The sequence below is a fragment of the Nocardioides marmotae genome, assembly GCF_013177455.1.
Taxonomy (GTDB): domain Bacteria; phylum Actinomycetota; class Actinomycetes; order Propionibacteriales; family Nocardioidaceae; genus Nocardioides; species Nocardioides marmotae.
This window is the reverse complement of the sequence record NZ_CP053660.1, coordinates 323770-341790: the sequence shown is the minus strand read 5'-3', so window position 1 is coordinate 341790 and position 18021 is coordinate 323770. Positions and strand designations below refer to the sequence as shown.

The window sequence follows — 18021 nt, the reverse complement described above, 5'->3', positions numbered from 1 at the left end:
CACGGGACGGGCCGGACGGGCGCCGGTCAGGGAGCGACCAGGTCGGCCGGGTCCGGGGCGCCCTTCTCGAACATCGCGTAGGAGTCGAGGTAGTCGACCGCCTCGCCGATGGCCGCCTCGTCGAGCGGCTCGGTGGCGTACGTCGGGTAGGAAGCCTTCTCCAGCAGCGCCCGGTCGGCGCCCACGACGTCGACCGCGGTGTCGACGAGCAGGTCGCGGTCCTCGTTGAGGGTGCCGCCCGCCTCGTTGATCGCCTCGGCGAAGGCCTCGACCGTGTCGGGGTTGGCCTCGGCGAAGGCGCGCGTGGTCACCCAGAGGTAGGCGACGCCGCCTCCGCCGGAGTTGACCGGGCCGAGGGTGCGCAGCACGCCGGCGGCCTTCTCGACCGAGCCGGCGGGCTCGCTCGTGGTGACCGCGTCGACCTGGCCGGACTTCAGCGCGGCGAGGGTGTCGGGGGTCTCGACGAACTCGATCGTCGAGCTGTCGCCGCCGGCCGCGTCGACCGTGGAGCGCACGTCGACCCACGGGAGGCTCTTGATCTGCGGGATGCCGATGGTCTTGCCGGACAGGTCGCTCATGTCCTCGATGTCGGAGTCCTCGGCGACCCACACGTTGGCGAAGGAGAACTCCTCCTGGCCCTCGGGGATCCCGCCCTCGGTGCCCGCGGCGACGAAGACCAGGTCGACGCCCTGGGCCGCGGCCACCAGCGAGGTCGCCGCGTCGAGGAGCGCGAAGTCGACCTTCCCGCCGACGACCTGCGGGACCATCTCCGAGGCGGTCTTGGCCGTGCTGATCTCGACCTCGAGGTCGTGGTCGCCGAAGATGTCGGTCTCCTGCGCGGCGAAGGTCGGCAGGCCGTTGAACGACGGGAAGACGCTCACCTGGACCGAGCTTTCGGAGGAGTCCTCCCCCTCGGCGGAGGAGCAGGCCGAGGTCGAGACGAGCAGCGCGACGGCGGTCGCGGCGAGGGCGCGGAGGCGCGGCTGTGCCATGGGTGTGACGTCCTTAGGTGTGAGCTGCTGGAGAAGCCCGAGAGCGGGTCGTGCGCGGCCGGATACGGCGGCGACGAGGTGTGACCACCATCGCAAGGACCAGCAGCCCCGTGGCCCGATCCCTCACCAGCCGGAATTTGCCTTTCGCGAGGCCACGGCGGTTGCGGAGAGCCGTCGCGGGTGCTTTAGCGTGCGTCACACGCGTTCCGAAATGATGGAACGCGTTCCACTATGTTGAACGTCCGACGCGATCGGCACGGCGGGAGGGGTGACCTTGAGCGAGGTGAACGGCAAGCGCGGAGTGCTGGCACGAGCCTTCGACATCCTGGGCTGCTTCGTCGGCGACCAGCCGGAGTCCTCCGTCGCGGAGATCTGCACCGCGACCGGTCTCCCGCCCGCCACCGTCCACCGGATGCTCGCCGCCCTCGCCGAGCACGGCGCGATCGAGCGCAGCGCCCGCGGGCGCTACCGCCTGGGCCCGCGGCTGTGGCAGCTCGGGCACGGCGTCCCCGACGTCCGGTTGCTGCGCGACTGCGCGCGGCCCGCGCTCATCGACCTCCACGCGACCACCCGCCTGCCGGTCGCGCTGGCCACCCACGACGGGGAGCGCCTGCGCGTCATCGACAAGATCGCCGGCCGCGGCACCGTCGCCGTCTGGGAGCAGCTGGGCTCGCCCGCCCTGGCCACCCACCCCGGTGGCCTCGCGCTGCTCGCCTGGGGCGGCCCGCTCGAGACCCGGCTCCCCGCCCCCACCGGCCGTCCCGCCCGCCCGGAGGCCGAGTTCGCCTGGCGCCGCGAGCTCGCCCAGGTGCGCCAGCTCGGGTTCGCCCACTCCCCCGCGCCCTCCCCGTCCGCCGCCGTCTCCTCGTCCCCCGCGGCCCCCGCTCCGGGCTCGGGCTCGGCACGGGCGGAGCTCCGCGACCCGTGGGTCTGGGCAGCGGCCCCGGTCTTCGGCGAGGATCAGCAGGTGAACACCTGCGTCCTCATCGGTGGCCGTCGCGGCCAGCACCCGCCCGTGGCCCTCGGGCGACTCGCGCGCACGACCGCCCAGGAGATCTCCGCCGCGCTGCGCGCAGCCGGCGACGCCGAGGACGACGCCGTCGACGCGGTCCTCGAGGCGACCCGTGGCGGGCGCGCCACGAGCCCTCGACCTCCCGCCTGACGTGGCCGTCATCGCCAAGGCGACCCAGGCCCTCGACCTGATCGCCCGCGCGCACGGCCCCGTCCGGCTCGCCGACGTCGCGAGCGCCCTGGCCATCCCCCGCTCCTCGGCCCACCGGCTGCTCGCCGACCTCGTCGAGCTCGACATCCTGCGCCGCGACGACAACGGGCACTTCCTGCTGGGGGCCCGGCTCCTCACCTGGGGGCTGGCCGCCGAGCTCAGCTACGACATCAAGGGCGTGGCCGAGCCGCACATGCGGCGCCTGCGCGACGAGACCGGCAAGAGCGTCAACCTCCACGTCCTCCAGGGCGACCACCGGGTGTGCATCGCCGCCCACCGCGGCCCCACGACCCTGCTGCCGCCCATCCCGGTGGGCCAGGCGCTCCCCCTCGGGATCGGCGCGACCGGCAAGGTCCTGCTCGCCTTCAGCCCCGCCCCGGTGCGCGATCAGGTGCTGCAGCGGCTGGCCGAGGACGGCCGCCCGGTGCCCACCGAGGAGTACCTCTCGCGCGTGCGCGCCGAGCACTGGGCCACCTCGGCCAACGAGCAGGAGGTCGGTCTCGCGGCCGGCGCGACGATCATCACCGGGAACGGCGGTCGCGTCGTCGCCGCGCTCGCGATCGGCGCCGGTGTCGACCAGCTGCCGCCCGAGGAGCTGGAGTCCCTGCGCCCGCGCCTGCTCGACGCGGCCCGCGCGATCAGCGAGCAGACCACCGGCTCGACCTCCTAGTCTCCCCGGCCGGCGGCGAGCGGGCCGCCGGGCGACCCGCCGGGCGACCCGCACCGATCGGCATTCCGCTGGGTGCGAGGGCCCGACCACGAGGCCCGCCGGCTCCCGAGACTGGAGGCGTCCGCGGTGGCCTGCCGCTGCGCCGCACGTCGAGAGGACCGTCCGCCCGTGAGCCCCGCGAGCCCTGTGCACCCCGGCGCCACCGCCGCGCTGGTCGCGTTCGTCACCGACCGCAGCCGCCCGGCCGACCCCGCGACCCGCGCGGCGCTGCGCGACCTCGTCGTCGACACCGTCGGCGTCGCGGTCGCCGGCCGGACGACCGAGCCCGTCCGCCTCCTGGAGGACTGGCTGCGCGAGGAGGAGCCCGCCGAGCGCGGCGCGGTCCGACCCGGCACGGCCGCCGCCTGGGGATCGCCCCGCCGGCTCGGTCCCGCCGACGCCGCCCTGGTCAACGGCACCGCGGCGCACGCCCTGGACTGGGACGACGCCGCCCCCTCGATGGCCATGCACCCCGCCGCCGTCCTGCTGCCGACGCTGTTCGCCCTGGCGGCGCGCCGGCCGGTCTCCGGGCCGGAGCTCGACGCGGCGTACTGCGTGGGCTCGGCGGTCTTCCGCGCGGTCTCCGAGACGCTCCCCCACGCCCTGCACTACGGCCGCGGCTGGCACAACACCTCCACCACCGGCCGGCTGGCCGCGACGGCGGCCGGCGCGCACCTGCTCGGGACGCCGCCGGCGACCACCGCGCACGCGATCGGCATGGCCGCCTCGATGGCCGCCGGCAGCCTGGCCAACTTCGGCTCGATGACCAAGCCGATGCACGCCGGGCTGGCGGCCCGTGACGCCGTCATGGCGCTGGGCCTGGCGAGCCGCGGGTTCACCGCGAACCCCGCGCAGCTCGAGGCGCGCGGCGGGTTCCTCCACCTCTTCGGCGAGTACGACGCCGGGCTGGCCGCGCGGCTCGGTGAGCGGCTGGAGCACTGGGCCACGGCCTGGGTCCACGACTTCGCCATCAAGCCCTACCCCTCCTGCTTCGCCACCCAGCGCGCGATCGACGCCGCCCGCGAGCTGCGCGCCGAGCTGGCCGCGCAGGGCTCCGGCCCGGCCGACGTCGCCCGCGTGGAGGTCTCCCTCGAGCACGGCGGCACCCGCCCGCTGCGCGACGCCCCGCCGCGGACCGGCCTGGAGGCGAAGTTCTCCGTGGAGTACACCGTCGCCCTCGCGCTGGTCGCCGGCGACGTCGTGCTCGACGACTTCACCGACGCGGCGCTCGCCCGCCCCGACGTCGCGGCCCTCGCGCCGCGGGTCCACCTCTCCGAGCGCCCGCCCGCCGAGGGCCCGGGCCACACCGTCGTGCGCGTGCACACCGCCGCCGGCCGCGTGCTCGAGCGGACCGTCCACCACTCCCGCGGCGACGCCCACAACCCGCTGACCGCGCCGGAGCTGGCCGCGAAGTTCCGCCAGTGCGCCGGCCCCGACTCCGACGCGTGGTTCGAGCAGCTGCGCGCCGTGCCCGACGCGGCGAGCACCGCCGACCTCCAGACCGTCCTCGCCGGCCCTCCGCGGGCCTGAGCGAACCACCTGTCCCGACCCACCGAGGAGAGACGTGACCGACACCTTCAGCGAGGAAGCGACCAGCCGCTTCGTGCAGACGCCGAGCGGGCGGGTGCACTACCACGAGCACGGCGAGGGCCACCCGGTCGTGCTGCTGCACGGCTCCGGCCCGGGCGCCACCGGGTGGAGCAACTTCGCCCCCACCATCCGCGAGCTGGGCAAGGAGTTCCGCTGCCTGGCCGTCGACATGCCCGGGTGGGGCAAGTCCGACCCGGTGTCCTACGACGAGCGCGACCACGCCCGGACCGCGCTGGAGTTCCTCGACGCCCTCGGCATCGAGCAGGCCGCCTTCGTCGGCAACTCGATGGGCGGCGCCACCGCGGTGATGTTCGCCGCGACCCACCAGGACCGCACCAGCCACCTGGTGACCATGGGCGCCGGCGTGGGCGGTGCCCACCTGTTCGTCCCCGGCGGCGGGCCCAGCGAGGGCGTGCGCGTGCTGCAGCGGACCTACCAGGACCCGAGCCTGGAGAACTTCCGCGACCTGTGCCGGGTGATGACCTTCGACCCGGTGCACGCCTCGGAGGAGCTGGTCCGCCAGCGCCACCAGGCCGCGGTCGACCACCCCGAGCACATCGCGAACTTCGCCGCCGGCATCGGGCGCCCCCGCCCGCACCTGGCCAGCCACGCCCAGATCGCCGGGATCACCGCGCCCTCGCTGTTCTTCCACGGCCGCGACGACCGCGTCGTCCACTACGAGAGCACGCTGAAGCTGGTCTCGCTGGTGCCCCGCTCCCGCGCCGTCCTGCTCGCCGACTGCGGCCACTGGGTCCAGCTCGAGCACGCCGACGAGTTCAACCGCACCGTCGCCGACTTCCTGCGCCACCACTGACTCGCCACCACTGACTCCGCCACCACTGACTCGCCACCACTGAAGACCTGAGGTAGACCTGATGCACGAGGTACGCGAACGCATCCTCGCCCGCGCCGACGAGATCGCCGCCGAGGCCGAGGCCAACGACGAGCTCGGCCGGCTGACCGACACGACCGCGGAGGTGCTGCGCTCCAGCGGCGTCATCCGCATGCTGCAGCCCGTCGAGCACGGCGGGTACGAGGCCGACCCGGTGGAGTTCTTCCGGACGGTGCGCGACATCGGCGTCCGCTCGGCCTCCGCGGGCTGGGTGGCCGGCGTCGTGGGCGTGCACGCCTTCGAGATCGCCCAGATGGACGCCCTGGTCCAGAAGGAGATCTGGAGCGAGGACCCCGACACCTGGATCGCCTCGCCCTACGCGCCCATCGGCCGCGCCGTCCCCGTCGAGGGCGGCTACCAGTTCTCGGGTCGCTGGCCCTTCTCCTCCGGGACCGACCACTGCCAGTGGATCGTCCTGGGCGGGATGATCGTCGGCGATGACGGCAAGCCGCTGCCCAACGGCGTACGGCACTTCGTGCTGCCCCGCAGCGACTACGAGATCCAGCACGACTCCTGGGACGTCGTCGGCCTGCGCGGCACCGGCAGCAAGGACGTGCTCATCGAGGGCGCCTTCGTGCCGGCCCACCGGGTCCTCGACCCGGTCGCGATGGAGGACGGCGGGCTGGCCGACCAGGTCGGCCGCGGCGACTCCCCGCTGTACCGGATGCCGTTCCACCCGATGTTCACCGCCGGCATCACCACCGCCACCGTGGCGATGGCCCAGGGCGCGCTCGCGGCGTTCGTCGACGCGATGCGCGGCCGGGTGACCGCCCGCGGCGTCAAGACCGCCAACGACCCCCACCAGCTGGCCGTGCTCGGCCGGGCCATCGCCGACATCGAGGCCAGCGAGGTGCAGCTCTTCGCCGACATCGAGCGGATGTGGGAGCAGGCCCAGCGCGGCGAGCGGTTCACGCCCGAGCAGCGCCTGCTCGTGCGGCGCAACCAGGTGCGGATCACCCGCCGGGCCATCGACGCCGTCGACGAGCTCTTCCTGCACGCCGGCGGAGCGGTCCTGCGGCGCGGCAACCCGATGCAGCGCTTCTGGCGCGACATCCGGGCCGCGGCCAACCATGCCAGCAACGTGGCGGACCCGATCTACCAGGCCTACGGGCTCAACATGTTCGACAAGCCCACCCCGCCGTCGGTCCTCTACTGACCCACGGCCCCGGCACCCGGGGGGTAGTCACGGACGTTCCTGTCCGTGACTACCCCGCGAGCCGGCCGCCGACGTCGACCAGGGCCGTGCCCAGGGCGGCGACGGGGTCGGCGAAGAGCGGCTCGAGCGCGATCTCGGCCGCACCGAGGAGCACCGAGTCCGAGCCGAGGCCGGGCAGCGCGAGGGTGACCGACTCCAGCGGGGCCGGCAGCGCACGCTCGGCGAGCGCGTCGTCCACCTCGCGGCGTACCAGCGCGTAGAGCGAGCTGAGGTAGCCGCCGAGCACCACCAGCCGCGGGTTGAACGCGTTGACGATCGCGGCCAGTCCGTGGCCCAGCGCCGTGCCGGTCGCGCGCAGCGCGCTCGGCGGGCCGGCGTAGGCGTCGAGGACGTCGCCGAGGGTGACCACCTCGGACTCCGGGCAGCCGATCGCCTCGGCGATCGCGTGCGCGCCCACCTCGGTCTCCCAGCAGCCGACGTTGCCGCAGTGGCACAGCCGGCCCTCGGGCGCGAACGGCAGGTGGCCGACCTCGCCGGCGTACCCGCCCGCACCCTCGAGACGTACGCCGCCGGTGATCACGCCCGCGCCGACGCCGACGTTGCCGGAGATGTAGATCAGGTCGTCGATCCCGACGCCGGCGCCCCGGCGGTGCTCGGCCAGGGCGCCGAGGTCGGCGTCGTTGGCCAGCTGCACCGGCACGTCGACGCCGAGCGCGGCGAGGACGATCGAGCCGAAGGAGACGTCCTGCCACTCCAGGTTCGGCGCGAGCCGGACCAGGCCGTCGCTGCGGCGCACCAGGCCGGGGACGCTGATCCCGACGCCGAGCAGCGGCGCCGCGGCCGGAGCGCCCTCGACGACCCGCCGGATCAGCCCGGCGACCGTCGAGCCGACCTGCCACGCCTCTCCGCCGCCGCTGGGGATCGGCGCGGTCGCCCGCTCGACCACCTCGCCGCCGAGCGCCACCCGGGCCACGACGGCGCGGTCGACGCCGAGGTCGACCGCGATGACGTACGGCCCGACCTCGGCCAGCCGCACCCCCGCCGACGGTCGGCCCGCCCCGGAGCGGGCCGCCGTGGGGACCGTCTGCTCCACGACGCCGAGCGACACCAGCTCGAGGACGAGGTCGGCGATCGTGCTGCGGTTGAGCCCCATCAGGGCGGTGAGCTGGGCGCGGGAGACCTGGCCCGCGCCGTGGACGTGGCGGAGCATGGTGCCGAGGTTGTGTCGTCGCACGGCCTCCTGGTTGGTGCCGAGGCCGCGCCGCTGCGCTGTCACCTCGCGCTCAGACGCCGGCCGCGGAACGGCGGCGCCGCGAGATGGCGTCGACGCTGGCGGCCAGGAGCAGGACGCCGCCGGTGACGAGGAAGTTGATGTAACTGGCCTGGTTGAGCAGGCCCAGGCCGTTGGGGATGGTGGCGATCACCAGCCCGCCGACGACCGCGTCGATCGCCCGGCCCCGGCCGCCGAAGAGGCTGGTGCCGCCGATGACGGCCGCGCCGACGGCGTAGAGCAGCTCGTTGCCGCCACCGGAGCCCGGCGAGACCTTGCCGGTGTACGACGCGGCGAGCAGGCCGCTGACCGCCGCCATCGAGGAGCAGATCACGAAGGCGGTGATCCGGATCCGGGTCACGTTGATGCCGGCACGGCGGGCCGCCTCGGCGTTGCCGCCCACGGCGTACAGGTGCCGGCCGAAGCGGGTGCGGGTGAGCACGAAGGTCCAGAACAGCAGCAGCGCGATGACGACCGGCGCCACCCACGGGATGCCGCTGATGTTGAACAGGGCCGGGTTCGGCGCGCGGTTGGCGCTGAGCAGCGCGGTCAGCCCGAAGACGATGACGGCGAGCACGACGATCTGGATGACCACGAGCGGCAGCGGCTTGTGCACCAGGCCCCGCGCGGAGCGGGTGCGGTAGCGCCACAGCCAGAGCGCGGCGAAGCCGACGACGATCAGCCCCGCGGCTGTCCACCCGACGGTGACCGGGACGTTCTTGATCGACAGGCCGCGCAGGACCTCGTCGTTGAACCGCAGCGAGCCGCCGGAACCGATCAGCTTCAGCGGCACCGCCTGGAGCGCCAGGAAGAAGGCGAGCGTGACGACGAACGACGGGATGCCGAGCAACGAGACCAACGACCCGATGACCGAGCCGATGACCGCGCCGACCGCGATGCCGACGAGCGTAGCCAGCCACCAGGGCCAGTCGTAGTCGATCATCACCAGCGCGGTGATCGTCGCCGCGGCGCCGCCAGCGACGCCGGCGGACAGGTCGATCTCGCCGAGCAGCAGGACGAAGACCAGGCCCATGGCCAGCACGATGATCGAGCCGGCCTGGACGACCAGGTTCGCCATGTTGTACGTCGTCAGGAACCGGTCGTGCAACGAGGCGAAGATGACGAACAGCACGACCAGCCCGAAGATCGCCGGCAGCGAACCCATGTCGCCGCCGCGGACCCGGTTGAGGTACTCCCGTGCGGAGTCGCCGAGGGTCTCGGCCTGGTGGTTGTCACTGTCGAAGCCCCCGGCCGACTGCGGGCCGGCGGACGCGCCGCCCCGCGTGGGGCCGTTGCTTCCGCCGGCGGTGGGGCCGGAGATGTCCGGCTCGATGCTCATGGGTCTCGTCCTCAGATCGTGGCGGTCGCGACGTTGGTGATGCCGAGGTCACCGGACCGGCCGGCGGTGATGAGCTCGACGACCTGGCTGTGGGTGACGTCCTTGGTGGGGACGTCGGCGGCGACGCGGCCGAGGTAGAGCGCCGTGATCCGGTCGGCCACCTCGAAGACGTCGGTCATGTTGTGGGAGATCAGCACGACGCCGAGGCCGCGGTCGGCCAGGCGGCGTACCAGGTCCAGGACCTGGCGGGTCTGCGCGACGCCGAGGGCCGCGGTGGGCTCGTCGAGCAGGACGATCTTGGAGTTCCACAGCACGGCCTTGGCGATCGCGACCGTCTGCCGCTGGCCGCCGGAGAGGCTGGCCACGCTCTGGCGCACCGACTTCACGGTGCGCACCGAGAGCGAGGCGAGCGTCTCGCGCGCCCGGGCCTCCATGGTGACCTCGTCGAGGCCGATGCCCTTGGTCTCCTCGCGGCCGAGGAACATGTTCTCGACGATGTCGAGGTTGTCGCACAGCGCGAGGTCCTGGTAGACGACCTCCACCCCGAGGGCGGCGACGTCGCGGGGCCCGTGCACGGCGACCGGCTCGCCCTCGAAGACGTACTCGCCGCTGTCGCGGCCGTAGATGCCCGCGATGATCTTGACCAGCGTGGACTTGCCGGCGCCGTTGTCCCCGACGAGCGCGGTGACCTGCCCGGGGTGGACGGCGAAGTCCACGTCGTGCAGCACGTGCACCACCCCGAAGCTCTTGTTGACCCCGCGCAGCTCGAGCAGCGGTTGCGTCATGAAGCGATGCTCCTCATCGGATTTGTTGTTCGGATGGACGAAACGACGCCCGGGCCGCGAGCGGCCCGGGCGCCGTGACCGGATCGGTCAGGAGATGCCGGCGTCGGCGCAGAGCTTCTTGAACTCGCCGGTGCAGACGTCGGCGGCCTTCTGCCCGCCGTCCTCGATCACGTCCATGACGTTGACCTTGGTGATCGACTGCGGCTCGAGCAGGATCGACGGGACGTCGCGCCCACCCTCGCTGTCGGTGGTCGTGCCGGTCGTCTCGGCCTCCTCGCCGTTGACCAGCGCGATCGCGGCCTGGGCGAGCGCCTCGGCCTCCTGCGTGGCGGACTTGTAGACCGTCATGCACTGGGTGCCGGCGAGGACGTTCTGCAGGCCCTCGACGGTGGCGTCCTGGCCGGTGACCGGGACCTTGCCGGCCTGGCCGTTGCCCTCGAGGATGCCGATCGCGGCGCCGGCGAGGCCGTCGTTGGCGGCGAGGACGCCGTCGACCTTGCCATTGGCGGCGGTGTAGAGCTGCTGGAAGATCGTGGCGGCCTCCTCGTTGTCCCAGTCCGGGACGTCCTGCTCGCCGACGACCTCGTAAGGCATCTCGTCGAGCACGCTGTGCGCGCCGTCGGCGAAGAGGGTGGCGTTGTTGTCGGTCGGCGCGCCATTGAGGTAGACGATGTTCGCCTTCTTGTCGCCCAGGCAGTCCGCGAGGCCCTGGCCCTGGAGCTCACCGACGACGGTGTTGTCGAAGGAGACGTAGTACTCCGCCGAACCACCGAGGGTGAGCCGGTCGTAGTCGATGGTGGCGACGCCCTGGGAGGCCGCCTTCTCCTGGATCGCCGCGCCGGACTCGGAGTCGAGGTTGACGATCGCCAGGACGGTGACGCCGTTGCCGATCATGGTGTCGGCGATCTGGGTCATCCGCTCCGCGTCGCCCTCGGCGTTCTGGATGTCGTACTCCACGCCGGCGGCGTCGAAGGCCGCCCCGAGGGCCGGACGGTCGGCGCTCTCCCACCGCACCGAGGACTCCGTGTCGGGGAGGATGACGCCGATCTTGCCGTCGGCGCTGCTGCTCTGGCTGCTGCTGTCGGTGTCGCTGGCGTCATCGCCGCCGTCGTCCGACCCGCAAGCCGTCACGGTCATGGCCAGGCCCATCAGGGCCGCCAGGGCCAGGCTGTGCTTCCGGTTCACGCGATCCGCCTCCTTGGCGTTGGTTCGCGCCCACTCACCGTCCGCCGGCAGGCATCGCGCGTTTGTTGTTCGCCACAACTTATGATGTGACGTGCACCACGTCTAGGAGCTCGTTGGCGGATTCTCCAGCCGTTGCCAAGTTGTGACCTGCGCCACACTCGGGCCGCTCGGGGCCCTCGGGCCCTCGCCGCCCGGCGGCGAGCGGCAGGGGTCGTCGGTGCCGCGACGTACTGTCGACGAGGTGAGCGTCGCCCCGTCTCCCACCGTCCACCTCGACCACCGCTTCGCCGACGAGCTGCCCGAGCTCGCCGTGCCGTGGCAAGCGGCCGAGACCAGCGAGCCCCGGCTGCTCGCCCTCGACGAGGAGCTCGCTGCCGAGGTCGGCCTCGACCCGGCCTGGCTGCGCGGCCCCGAGGGGCTCGGGCTGCTCACCGGCACCCGCGTGCCCGCGGGTGCGCAGCCGGTGGCGCAGGCCTACGCCGGCCACCAGTTCGGCGGGTTCTCCCCGCGGCTCGGCGACGGCCGCGCACTGCTGCTCGGCGAGCTGACCGGCCCCGACGGGGTGGTGCGCGACCTGCACCTCAAGGGCTCGGGGCGTACGCCGTTCGCGCGCGGCGGCGACGGGCTGGCGGCCGTCGGCCCGATGCTGCGCGAGCACGTCGTCTCCACCGCGATGCACGCCCTCGGCATCCCCACCACCCGCTCGCTCGCGGTCCTCGCCACCGGCCGGAAGGTCCAGCGCGAGACCGTGCTCCCCGGCGCCGTGCTGGCGCGGGTGGCCGCGAGCCACCTGCGGGTCGGGTCGGTGCAGTACGCCCGGGCCACCGGCGACCTCGACCTGCTGCGGCGGCTGGCCGACCACACGATCGACCGGCACCACCCGGCGGCGCGCGAGGCCGACGCGCCGTACCTCGCGCTGCTGGAGTCCGTGGTCGCCGTCCAGGCCTCCCTGGTCGCGCGGTGGATGGCCGTGGGGTTCGTGCACGGGGTGATGAACACCGACAACATGACGCTGTCGGGCGAGACCATCGACTACGGGCCGTGCGCCTTCATGGAGGCCTTCGACCCCGCGTCGGTGTTCAGCTCGATCGACGAGGCCGGCCGGTACGCCTACGGCAACCAGCCCGTCGCCGCCGAGTGGAACCTCGCCCGGCTCGCCGAGGCGATGCTGCCGCTGCTCGACGAGTCCGAGGAGCGCGCGATCGAGATCGCGACCGAGGCCCTCGGCGGGTTCCGCGACGCCTACAGCGCGGCGTTCACCGGCCACATGCGGGCCAAGGCCGGGCTGCCCGCCGGGCTGGCCGACGACGTGGCGGTCCCGCTGGTCGACGACCTCTTCCCGATCCTGCGCTCCGGGCACGTCGACTGGACGTCGTTCTTCCGCGCGCTCGCCACCGCCGCCCGCGGCGACGCCGAGCCGGTGCGCGGCATGGTCCTCGACCTGCCCGCCCTCGACGGCTGGCTCGAGCGGTGGCGCGCGCTCGACCCGGACGCCGACGCCATGGACCGGGTCAACCCCCTCTACGTCCCGCGCAACCACCTGGTCGAGGAGGCGCTCGACGCCGCCACCACCGGGGACCTCGAGCCGGTCGAGCGGTTGGTCGACGTGCTGCGCTCGCCGTACGACGAGCGGCCGGGGCTGGCGGCCTACGCCGCCCCCGCCCCGCCCGACTTCGGTTCCTACACGACGTACTGCGGGACCTGAGGGACCGGCGGGACCTGAGGGACCGGCGGGACCTGAGGGACCGGCGGGCGGGCGGGATGTTTCATCGGCCGGCCGACAAAACTGTCGGTGGGCCGATGAAGTTCCATCGGCCCACCGGGAGGTTCAGCGGCCGGCCGATGAACCTTCCGGCCGGCGCAAGCCTCAGCGACCGAGCTTGACGTTGATCTGCTTGGTCTGGGTGAAGCCCTCGATCGCGCCCTCGATGGAGAACTCCCGGCCGATGCCGGAGGCCTTGTAGCCGCCGTAGGACTGGCCGACGACCTGGCCGCCGCCCTGGTTGACCTGGACCCAGCCGGACTCGATGCGGTGGGCCAGGCCGAGGGCCTGGTCGAGGTCGCGGGACCAGACGAACGCGGCGAGGCCGTAGTGGGAGTCGTTGGCCATCGCGACGACCTCGTCCTCGTCCTTCCACGGGATGACGACGAGCACGGGGCCGAAGATCTCCTCCCGGGCGATCCGCCAGTCGTTGGCGACGCCGGCGAGGATCGTGGGGCCCTGGTAGTAGCCCTCGAGCCCCTCGGGCACGTCGCGGGACATGTCCAGCGCGACCCGGACGCCGGGCTGGGACTTGCCGTCCTCGATGTAGTCGAGGACCTGCTCGTACTGCGAGCGGTTGATGATCGCGCCCATGTCGGTCTCCTCGGCGAGCGGGTCGCCGACCTTGAGCTTCGAGACCTTCTCGACCAGCACGCGGAGGAACTCGTCGTGCACGTCCTCGTGGAGGAACAGCCGCGACCCGGCGGTGCAGGACTGGCCCTGGCGGCTGAACCGCATCGCGAGCAGCACGCCCTCGGCGGTCGCCTCGATGACGTCCGGCGCGGCGGCCGAGGGGCACACGATGTTCGGCGACTTTCCGCCGAGCTCGAGCGACTGGTGCGCGAGGCGGCCGCCGGCGGTGGCGCCGACGATCCGGCCGACCTCGGAGGAGCCGGTGAAGGAGACCTTGTGGATGCCCGGGTGCTCGGAGATCGCCTGGCCGACGGTCTCGCCGACGCCGGTGACGACGTTGAGCACGCCCGCCGGCAGGTGCTCGGACATGACCTGCGCGAGCAGCAGGATCGTCAGCGGGGCGTCCTCGGCGGGCTTGACCACGAGGGTGTTGCCGGCGGCGAGCGCGGCGGGCAGCTTCATCGCGGCGATCATCAGCGGGGAGTTCCACGGCAGGATCGCGCCGACGACGCCGAGCGGCTCGAGCCGGGTGTACTGCAGCTGGTCGTCGCCGGCGGGCAGCACGGTGCCCTTGAACTCCCCGGCCACGCCGCCGAAGTAGCGGAACAGCGCCACCAGGGTCGCCGACTCCGGCCGCGCCTGGGTGCGCAGCGCGTTGCCGGTGTCCTGGGCGGTCAGCTGGGCGAAGTCCTCGGCGCGCTGCTCGAGGGCGTCGGCGATGCGCAGCAGGATCGTGCCGCGCTCGCGGAAGTGCAGCGCCCGCCAGGCCGGCAGTGCGGCGGTGGCCGCGTCGACGGCCCGGTCGAGGTCGGCCTTCGTGCCCTCGGGCACCCGCGCGAGGACCTGCTCGGCGCGGGCCGGGGTCACCACGTCGCGCCACGCGCCGCTCTCGGAGGGGACCCACTCCCCGCCGATGAGCATCGGCCAGTCGGGCGTGCCGGCGTCGGGTGCGTCGATGGTGGTCTGCAGCTTCACGATGGGCGGCCTCCTGGCGGCTCGGGTACGACGGGCGCGCGCGGGCGCGGACGAGGTACAGGTTCGCCCACCCGGGGCCGTCGGACAACGCCGACCCCCGCACACCGGCTGTGCAAGGATGCACAGCCGGCGAGGGCTGGACGGGAGGGCCGAGCGATGCGTGCCGACGACCTGGTCGTGCTGCTCGAGGTCGCCCGCACCGGCAACCTCAGCGCCGCGGCGACCGCCCTCGGGCTCACCCACTCCACGGTCTCGCGCCGCCTCGACGCGCTCGAGGCGACGGTCGGGGCGCCGGTCGTCTCGCGCACCACGCGCGGCTGCCACCTCACCGAGCTCGGCCGCTCGCTGCTCCCCGCCGCGGAGTCGGTCGAGCGCGCGGTCACCACCGCCCGCCACGCGCTGAGCGCCGACGGGGACGGCGAGGGCGAGCTGGCCGGCCTCGTGCGGGTCTCCGCACCCGAGGCGTTCGCCGCCGTGTACGCCGCGCCCGCGCTCGCCGCGCTGCGCCGCCGGCACCCCCGAGTCACGGTCGAGCTCACCGCCGCCACCCGGCCGATCGTGCACGGCAGCGGCGCCGACGTGGAGGTCGGCGTCGGGGAGCCGCTGTCCCCGCGGGTGCGGACCATCGACCTGGCGACGTACGAGCTGGGCCTCTTCGCCGCCCCCTCCTACCTCGACCGGGCCGGGCGGCCGCGGTCGCAGGCCGAGCTGGAGGACCACGCGCTCGTCTACTACGTGGAGGGGGCGCTGCGGGTCAGCGACCTCCAGCTGGTCGACCGGCTCTTCGCCGAGCGGGCGGTGCAGCTCGGCGCCACCAGCGTCTTCGCCCAGCTCGAGGCGGCGCGGGCGGGGGCGGGCATCGCGCTGCTGCCGAAGTTCCTCGCCCGCCGGACCACCGGGCTCGAGCCGGTCCTCCCCAGCCGGGTGCGGGTCGAGCTGGGCTTCGTGGCCGCCCTCGCGAGCGCCAGCGTCCGCCGCGCACCGGCCGTCGCGGCGCTCGCGGCGATCCGCAGCGAGGTGCAGGCGCGCGCGGCCGAGCTGCGCTGAGCCGGCCCGTGCACCTGGACCGGCCGCTACGGTCGCGGGCATGAGCGAGGCCGACCGACAGCGGATGATCGAGCGCGTCCCCGAGCCCGACCGCGCGGCGGTCCGGGCCCTGCTGCGGCCGGTGGCCGCGGGCGCCCCCGCGCCGGCGGGCGCGGTTGGAGGTGCGGGTGTGCCGCGCTCCCAGGTCGGCGGTCTGCCGTTCCAGGCGCCGGGCGAGGCGTGGCCCCACGACCACGAGGACAGGCCGATGAACTTCCTGGTGCAGGTCGACTTCTCCGAGCTGCCGCCGCTGCCGGACTTCCCCCGCGCCGGGCTGCTCCAGTGGTTCGTGCGCTCCGACGAGGCCTACGGCGTGGACGTCGAGGAAGGCCCCGAGACCACCGGGCTGGCCGTGCGTTGGTACGACGAGACGGCGCTCGCGGCCCCGGGGGCCGGACCGGCCGCGGACTACCCCGACGGCTACGCCGACCCCCGGTTCGCGAACGCGGTCCTCGACCCGAGGACCGCCCGGCCGCTGGTGTTCGCGGCCGCCACGATGCTGCCGATCGGCTGGGAGCACCTCGCCGAGGACGTGGCGGCCAGCCCGGCGGCGTACGCCGCTCTCGAGCGGGTCGCCGAGGACGACGACGACCTCGCGGAGGCCGCCCAGGACCTGGCCGCGGTGCAGGTCGGCGGCTGGCCTCACCTCGTGCAGGGCCCGCCGGACGTGCCGCCGGGTCGTCCGCACCGCCTGCTGGTGCGGCTGGACTCGGAGGTGGGCGGCCTGTTCGAGTGGGGCGACATGGGGGCGGCCCACCTCTTCGGCGACCCCGCGGCGCTGGCCCGTGGCGACGTGTCCGGCTGCTGGTGGGAGTGGGCCTGCTAGCCGCAGAGGACGGCGGTCTCGGTCTCCTCGCTGCGCCCGCGGAGCACGACGGGGTCGTGCCGGCGCCAGCGCCGGGCCTCCTCGGGCGCGGCCGCCTCGACGCTGTCCCAGGCGGCCAGCACGCAGCCGGGCACCTCCTTGGCCAGGTCGGTGAGCCGGGCCGCGCTGTTCACGGCGTCGCCGATCACGGTGTACTCCAGCCGGCTCGCCGCGCCGACGTTGCCCGCGACCGCCTCGCCGGTGGCGACGCCGATGCCGGCGGTGATCTCGGGGACCTCCTCGACCAGCCGCCGCACGATCGCGCGGGCCGCGGCGAGCGCGGCGGTCGCGTGGTCGGGGTGGTCGACCGGCGCCCCGAAGACCGCGAGGACGGCGTCGCCGATGAACTTGTTGACCAGCCCGTGCTGCCGGTCGACCTCCTCGACGACCACGCCGAAGAACCGGTTGAGGGTCCGCACGACCTCGGCGGGGTCGTGCCGGGTGGCGTACGTCGTGGAGCCGACCAGGTCGACGAAGAGCACCGAGACCTCGCGGGACTCCCCGCCGAGCTCGACCCCGCGGGCGGCCGCGGCGAGGGCGACGTCGCGGCCGACGTGGCGGCCGAACAGGTCGCGCAGCTGCTCGCGCTCGCGCAGGCCCTGGGCCATCGCGTTGAACCCGGCCTGGAGGGAGCCGAGCTCGGTGCCGTCGAAGACGACCACCTCGCGGTCGAGGTCGCCGCGCTCGACGTCGAGCAGCGCCTCGCGCACCGAGGTGACCGGCGCGACGATCGAGCGGGCGTTGAGCACCGTGGTCAGCAGCCCGAAGACCAGCACGACCGCGCTGATCGCCAGCACCGTGAACGGCAGCCGTTCGCGGGCGTTGTCGTCGCCGGCGAGCCCGACGACGGAGGCGACCACCATGCCGCCGACCGGCGCGGCCGTGCCGAGGCACCAGAACAGCACCATCCGGCCGCCGACGCCGGCCCCGCGCGGCCGGTCGGTGACCGCGAGCCCGTCGAGGGCGCGCGCCGAGATCGGCCGCATGACGAAGTCGGCCAGCAGGAAGGCGATCCCGCAGGCCACCAGCCCGGCGATGCCCACGGCGACGCCGGACCCGAGGGCGCGCTCGGGCTGGAGGGTCAGCGCGAGGGTCGTGAAGAGCACCGTCGCGCCGAGCCACAGGGCACCCTGCATGACCGTCAGCCACAGCGGGACGCGCAGGGCGGCCAGCCGCTGCCGCACGTCGGGCTCGCGGCCGAGGGTGGCCCAGCGCAGGGCGCGCAGGCTCAGCCGCGTCCCGACCGCGACCCCGACGGCCACCGCCACGCCGACGTACGTCGGCACCGCGATCGCCAGCGCGAGCACCATCGCGCTCGTGGGCCCGGGCGCGGGCACGACGAAGGAGGCGATGAGGAAGACGACGCCGGCGGCGATGACGTTGGTGCTGACCAGCATCACGGTCAGCAGCAGCTGGACCCGCAGGCGCAGCGCGCGCACCGACTGGTCGGGGCGGCCCAGCACGCGCGCGCCGAAGGGTGCCGAGCGCCTGCTCATCCCCACCTCCGGTCCGCGGCCGCGCGGTCGTCCGCGATCCGTGTGCGCCGACCGTACCGGCCCC

General features: G+C 74.2%; 15 protein-coding genes. 8 read left to right on the top strand and 7 right to left on the bottom strand.

Annotated elements, in window-relative coordinates:
- Positions 1-26: 26 nt before the first annotated feature.
- Complete coding sequence (locus HPC71_RS01565; RefSeq protein WP_154613436.1) at positions 27-992, bottom strand: ABC transporter substrate-binding protein; 966 nt, start codon at positions 990-992, stop codon at positions 27-29.
- Positions 993-1275: 283 nt separating this feature from the next.
- Between HPC71_RS01565 and HPC71_RS01560 the strand changes: the two genes are divergently transcribed.
- The 5 genes from HPC71_RS01560 (at position 1276) to HPC71_RS01540 (ending at position 6561) form a co-directional block, all read left to right on the top strand.
- Entirely contained in the window at positions 1276-2154 is an 879-nt protein-coding gene (locus HPC71_RS01560) for a helix-turn-helix domain-containing protein (protein ID WP_253943990.1), read from the top strand.
- Between the two features lies 1 nt (position 2155).
- Positions 2156-2884 (top strand): IclR family transcriptional regulator, encoded by a 729-nt coding sequence (locus tag HPC71_RS21145; protein WP_154612841.1) that lies wholly within the window; start codon positions 2156-2158, stop codon positions 2882-2884.
- A 168-nt stretch (positions 2885-3052) separates the two neighbouring features.
- Positions 3053-4453, top strand: coding sequence for an MmgE/PrpD family protein (locus HPC71_RS01550; RefSeq protein WP_171895985.1), 1401 nt, complete (start codon positions 3053-3055; stop codon positions 4451-4453).
- Positions 4454-4487: 34 nt separating this feature from the next.
- The gene (locus HPC71_RS01545) at positions 4488-5327 is read left to right on the top strand and encodes an alpha/beta fold hydrolase (RefSeq protein ID WP_171895984.1); all 840 of its coding nucleotides are present in this window, start codon (positions 4488-4490) and stop codon (positions 5325-5327) included.
- A gap of 61 nt (positions 5328-5388) precedes the next feature.
- On the top strand, positions 5389-6561 hold the full coding sequence (locus HPC71_RS01540; protein WP_154613432.1) for an acyl-CoA dehydrogenase family protein: 1173 nt from the start codon (positions 5389-5391) through the stop codon (positions 6559-6561).
- A 49-nt stretch (positions 6562-6610) separates the two neighbouring features.
- Here HPC71_RS01540 and HPC71_RS01535 read toward each other — a convergent pair whose 3' ends face one another.
- From HPC71_RS01535 to HPC71_RS01520, 4 genes are all read right to left on the bottom strand, one after another.
- Positions 6611-7837: an ROK family protein gene (locus tag HPC71_RS01535; RefSeq protein ID WP_154613430.1), complete on the bottom strand. Its 1227-nt coding sequence runs from the start codon at positions 7835-7837 to the stop codon at positions 6611-6613.
- Between the two features lie 7 nt (positions 7838-7844).
- Positions 7845-9170: a sugar ABC transporter permease gene (locus tag HPC71_RS01530; RefSeq protein ID WP_154613428.1), complete on the bottom strand. Its 1326-nt coding sequence runs from the start codon at positions 9168-9170 to the stop codon at positions 7845-7847.
- A gap of 11 nt (positions 9171-9181) precedes the next feature.
- Positions 9182-9955 carry an ATP-binding cassette domain-containing protein gene (locus HPC71_RS01525; RefSeq protein ID WP_154613426.1) on the bottom strand — a complete coding sequence of 258 codons (774 nt, stop codon included), beginning with the start codon at positions 9953-9955 and terminating at the stop codon, positions 9182-9184.
- 87 nt (positions 9956-10042) lie between these two features.
- Positions 10043-11140 carry a sugar ABC transporter substrate-binding protein gene (locus tag HPC71_RS01520; protein WP_171895983.1) on the bottom strand — a complete coding sequence of 366 codons (1098 nt, stop codon included), beginning with the start codon at positions 11138-11140 and terminating at the stop codon, positions 10043-10045.
- Between the two features lie 241 nt (positions 11141-11381).
- Here HPC71_RS01520 and HPC71_RS01515 point away from each other — a divergent pair, with 241 nt between their 5' ends.
- Positions 11382-12845, top strand: coding sequence for a protein adenylyltransferase SelO (locus HPC71_RS01515; protein ID WP_171895982.1), 1464 nt, complete (start codon positions 11382-11384; stop codon positions 12843-12845).
- 162 nt (positions 12846-13007) lie between these two features.
- Here HPC71_RS01515 and HPC71_RS01510 read toward each other — a convergent pair whose 3' ends face one another.
- Entirely contained in the window at positions 13008-14510 is a 1503-nt protein-coding gene (locus tag HPC71_RS01510; protein WP_253943861.1) for an aldehyde dehydrogenase family protein, read from the bottom strand.
- Between the two features lie 156 nt (positions 14511-14666).
- Here HPC71_RS01510 and HPC71_RS01505 point away from each other — a divergent pair, with 156 nt between their 5' ends.
- Together HPC71_RS01505 and HPC71_RS01500 are read left to right on the top strand one after the other, a co-directional pair.
- Positions 14667-15557, top strand: coding sequence for a LysR family transcriptional regulator (locus HPC71_RS01505; RefSeq protein WP_154612835.1), 891 nt, complete (start codon positions 14667-14669; stop codon positions 15555-15557).
- Positions 15558-15597: 40 nt separating this feature from the next.
- A complete protein-coding gene (locus HPC71_RS01500) occupies positions 15598-16422 on the top strand; it encodes a DUF1963 domain-containing protein (protein WP_154613424.1) in 825 nt (274 codons plus the stop codon).
- On the opposite strand, the gene HPC71_RS01495 is transcribed toward HPC71_RS01500, so the two are convergent.
- Positions 16419-17957, bottom strand: a complete 1539-nt coding sequence (locus HPC71_RS01495; RefSeq protein ID WP_154612833.1) for an adenylate/guanylate cyclase domain-containing protein — start codon at positions 17955-17957, stop codon at positions 16419-16421. The two genes, HPC71_RS01500 and HPC71_RS01495, sit on opposite strands and share 4 nt — an antisense overlap.
- Positions 17958-18021: the final 64 nt, after the last annotated feature.

Coding starts and splice junctions, on each gene's coding strand:
- HPC71_RS01530 (WP_154613428.1), bottom strand. CDS start 9,170: ATGAGCATCGAGCCGGACATCTCCGGCCCCACCGCCGGCGGAAGCAAC.
- HPC71_RS01565 (WP_154613436.1), bottom strand. CDS start 992: ATGGCACAGCCGCGCCTCCGCGCCCTCGCCGCGACCGCCGTCGCGCTG.
- HPC71_RS01495 (WP_154612833.1), bottom strand. CDS start 17,957: ATGAGCAGGCGCTCGGCACCCTTCGGCGCGCGCGTGCTGGGCCGCCCC.
- HPC71_RS01500 (WP_154613424.1), top strand. CDS start 15,598: ATGAGCGAGGCCGACCGACAGCGGATGATCGAGCGCGTCCCCGAGCCC.
- HPC71_RS01505 (WP_154612835.1), top strand. CDS start 14,667: ATGCGTGCCGACGACCTGGTCGTGCTGCTCGAGGTCGCCCGCACCGGC.
- HPC71_RS01540 (WP_154613432.1), top strand. CDS start 5,389: ATGCACGAGGTACGCGAACGCATCCTCGCCCGCGCCGACGAGATCGCC.
- HPC71_RS01525 (WP_154613426.1), bottom strand. CDS start 9,955: ATGACGCAACCGCTGCTCGAGCTGCGCGGGGTCAACAAGAGCTTCGGG.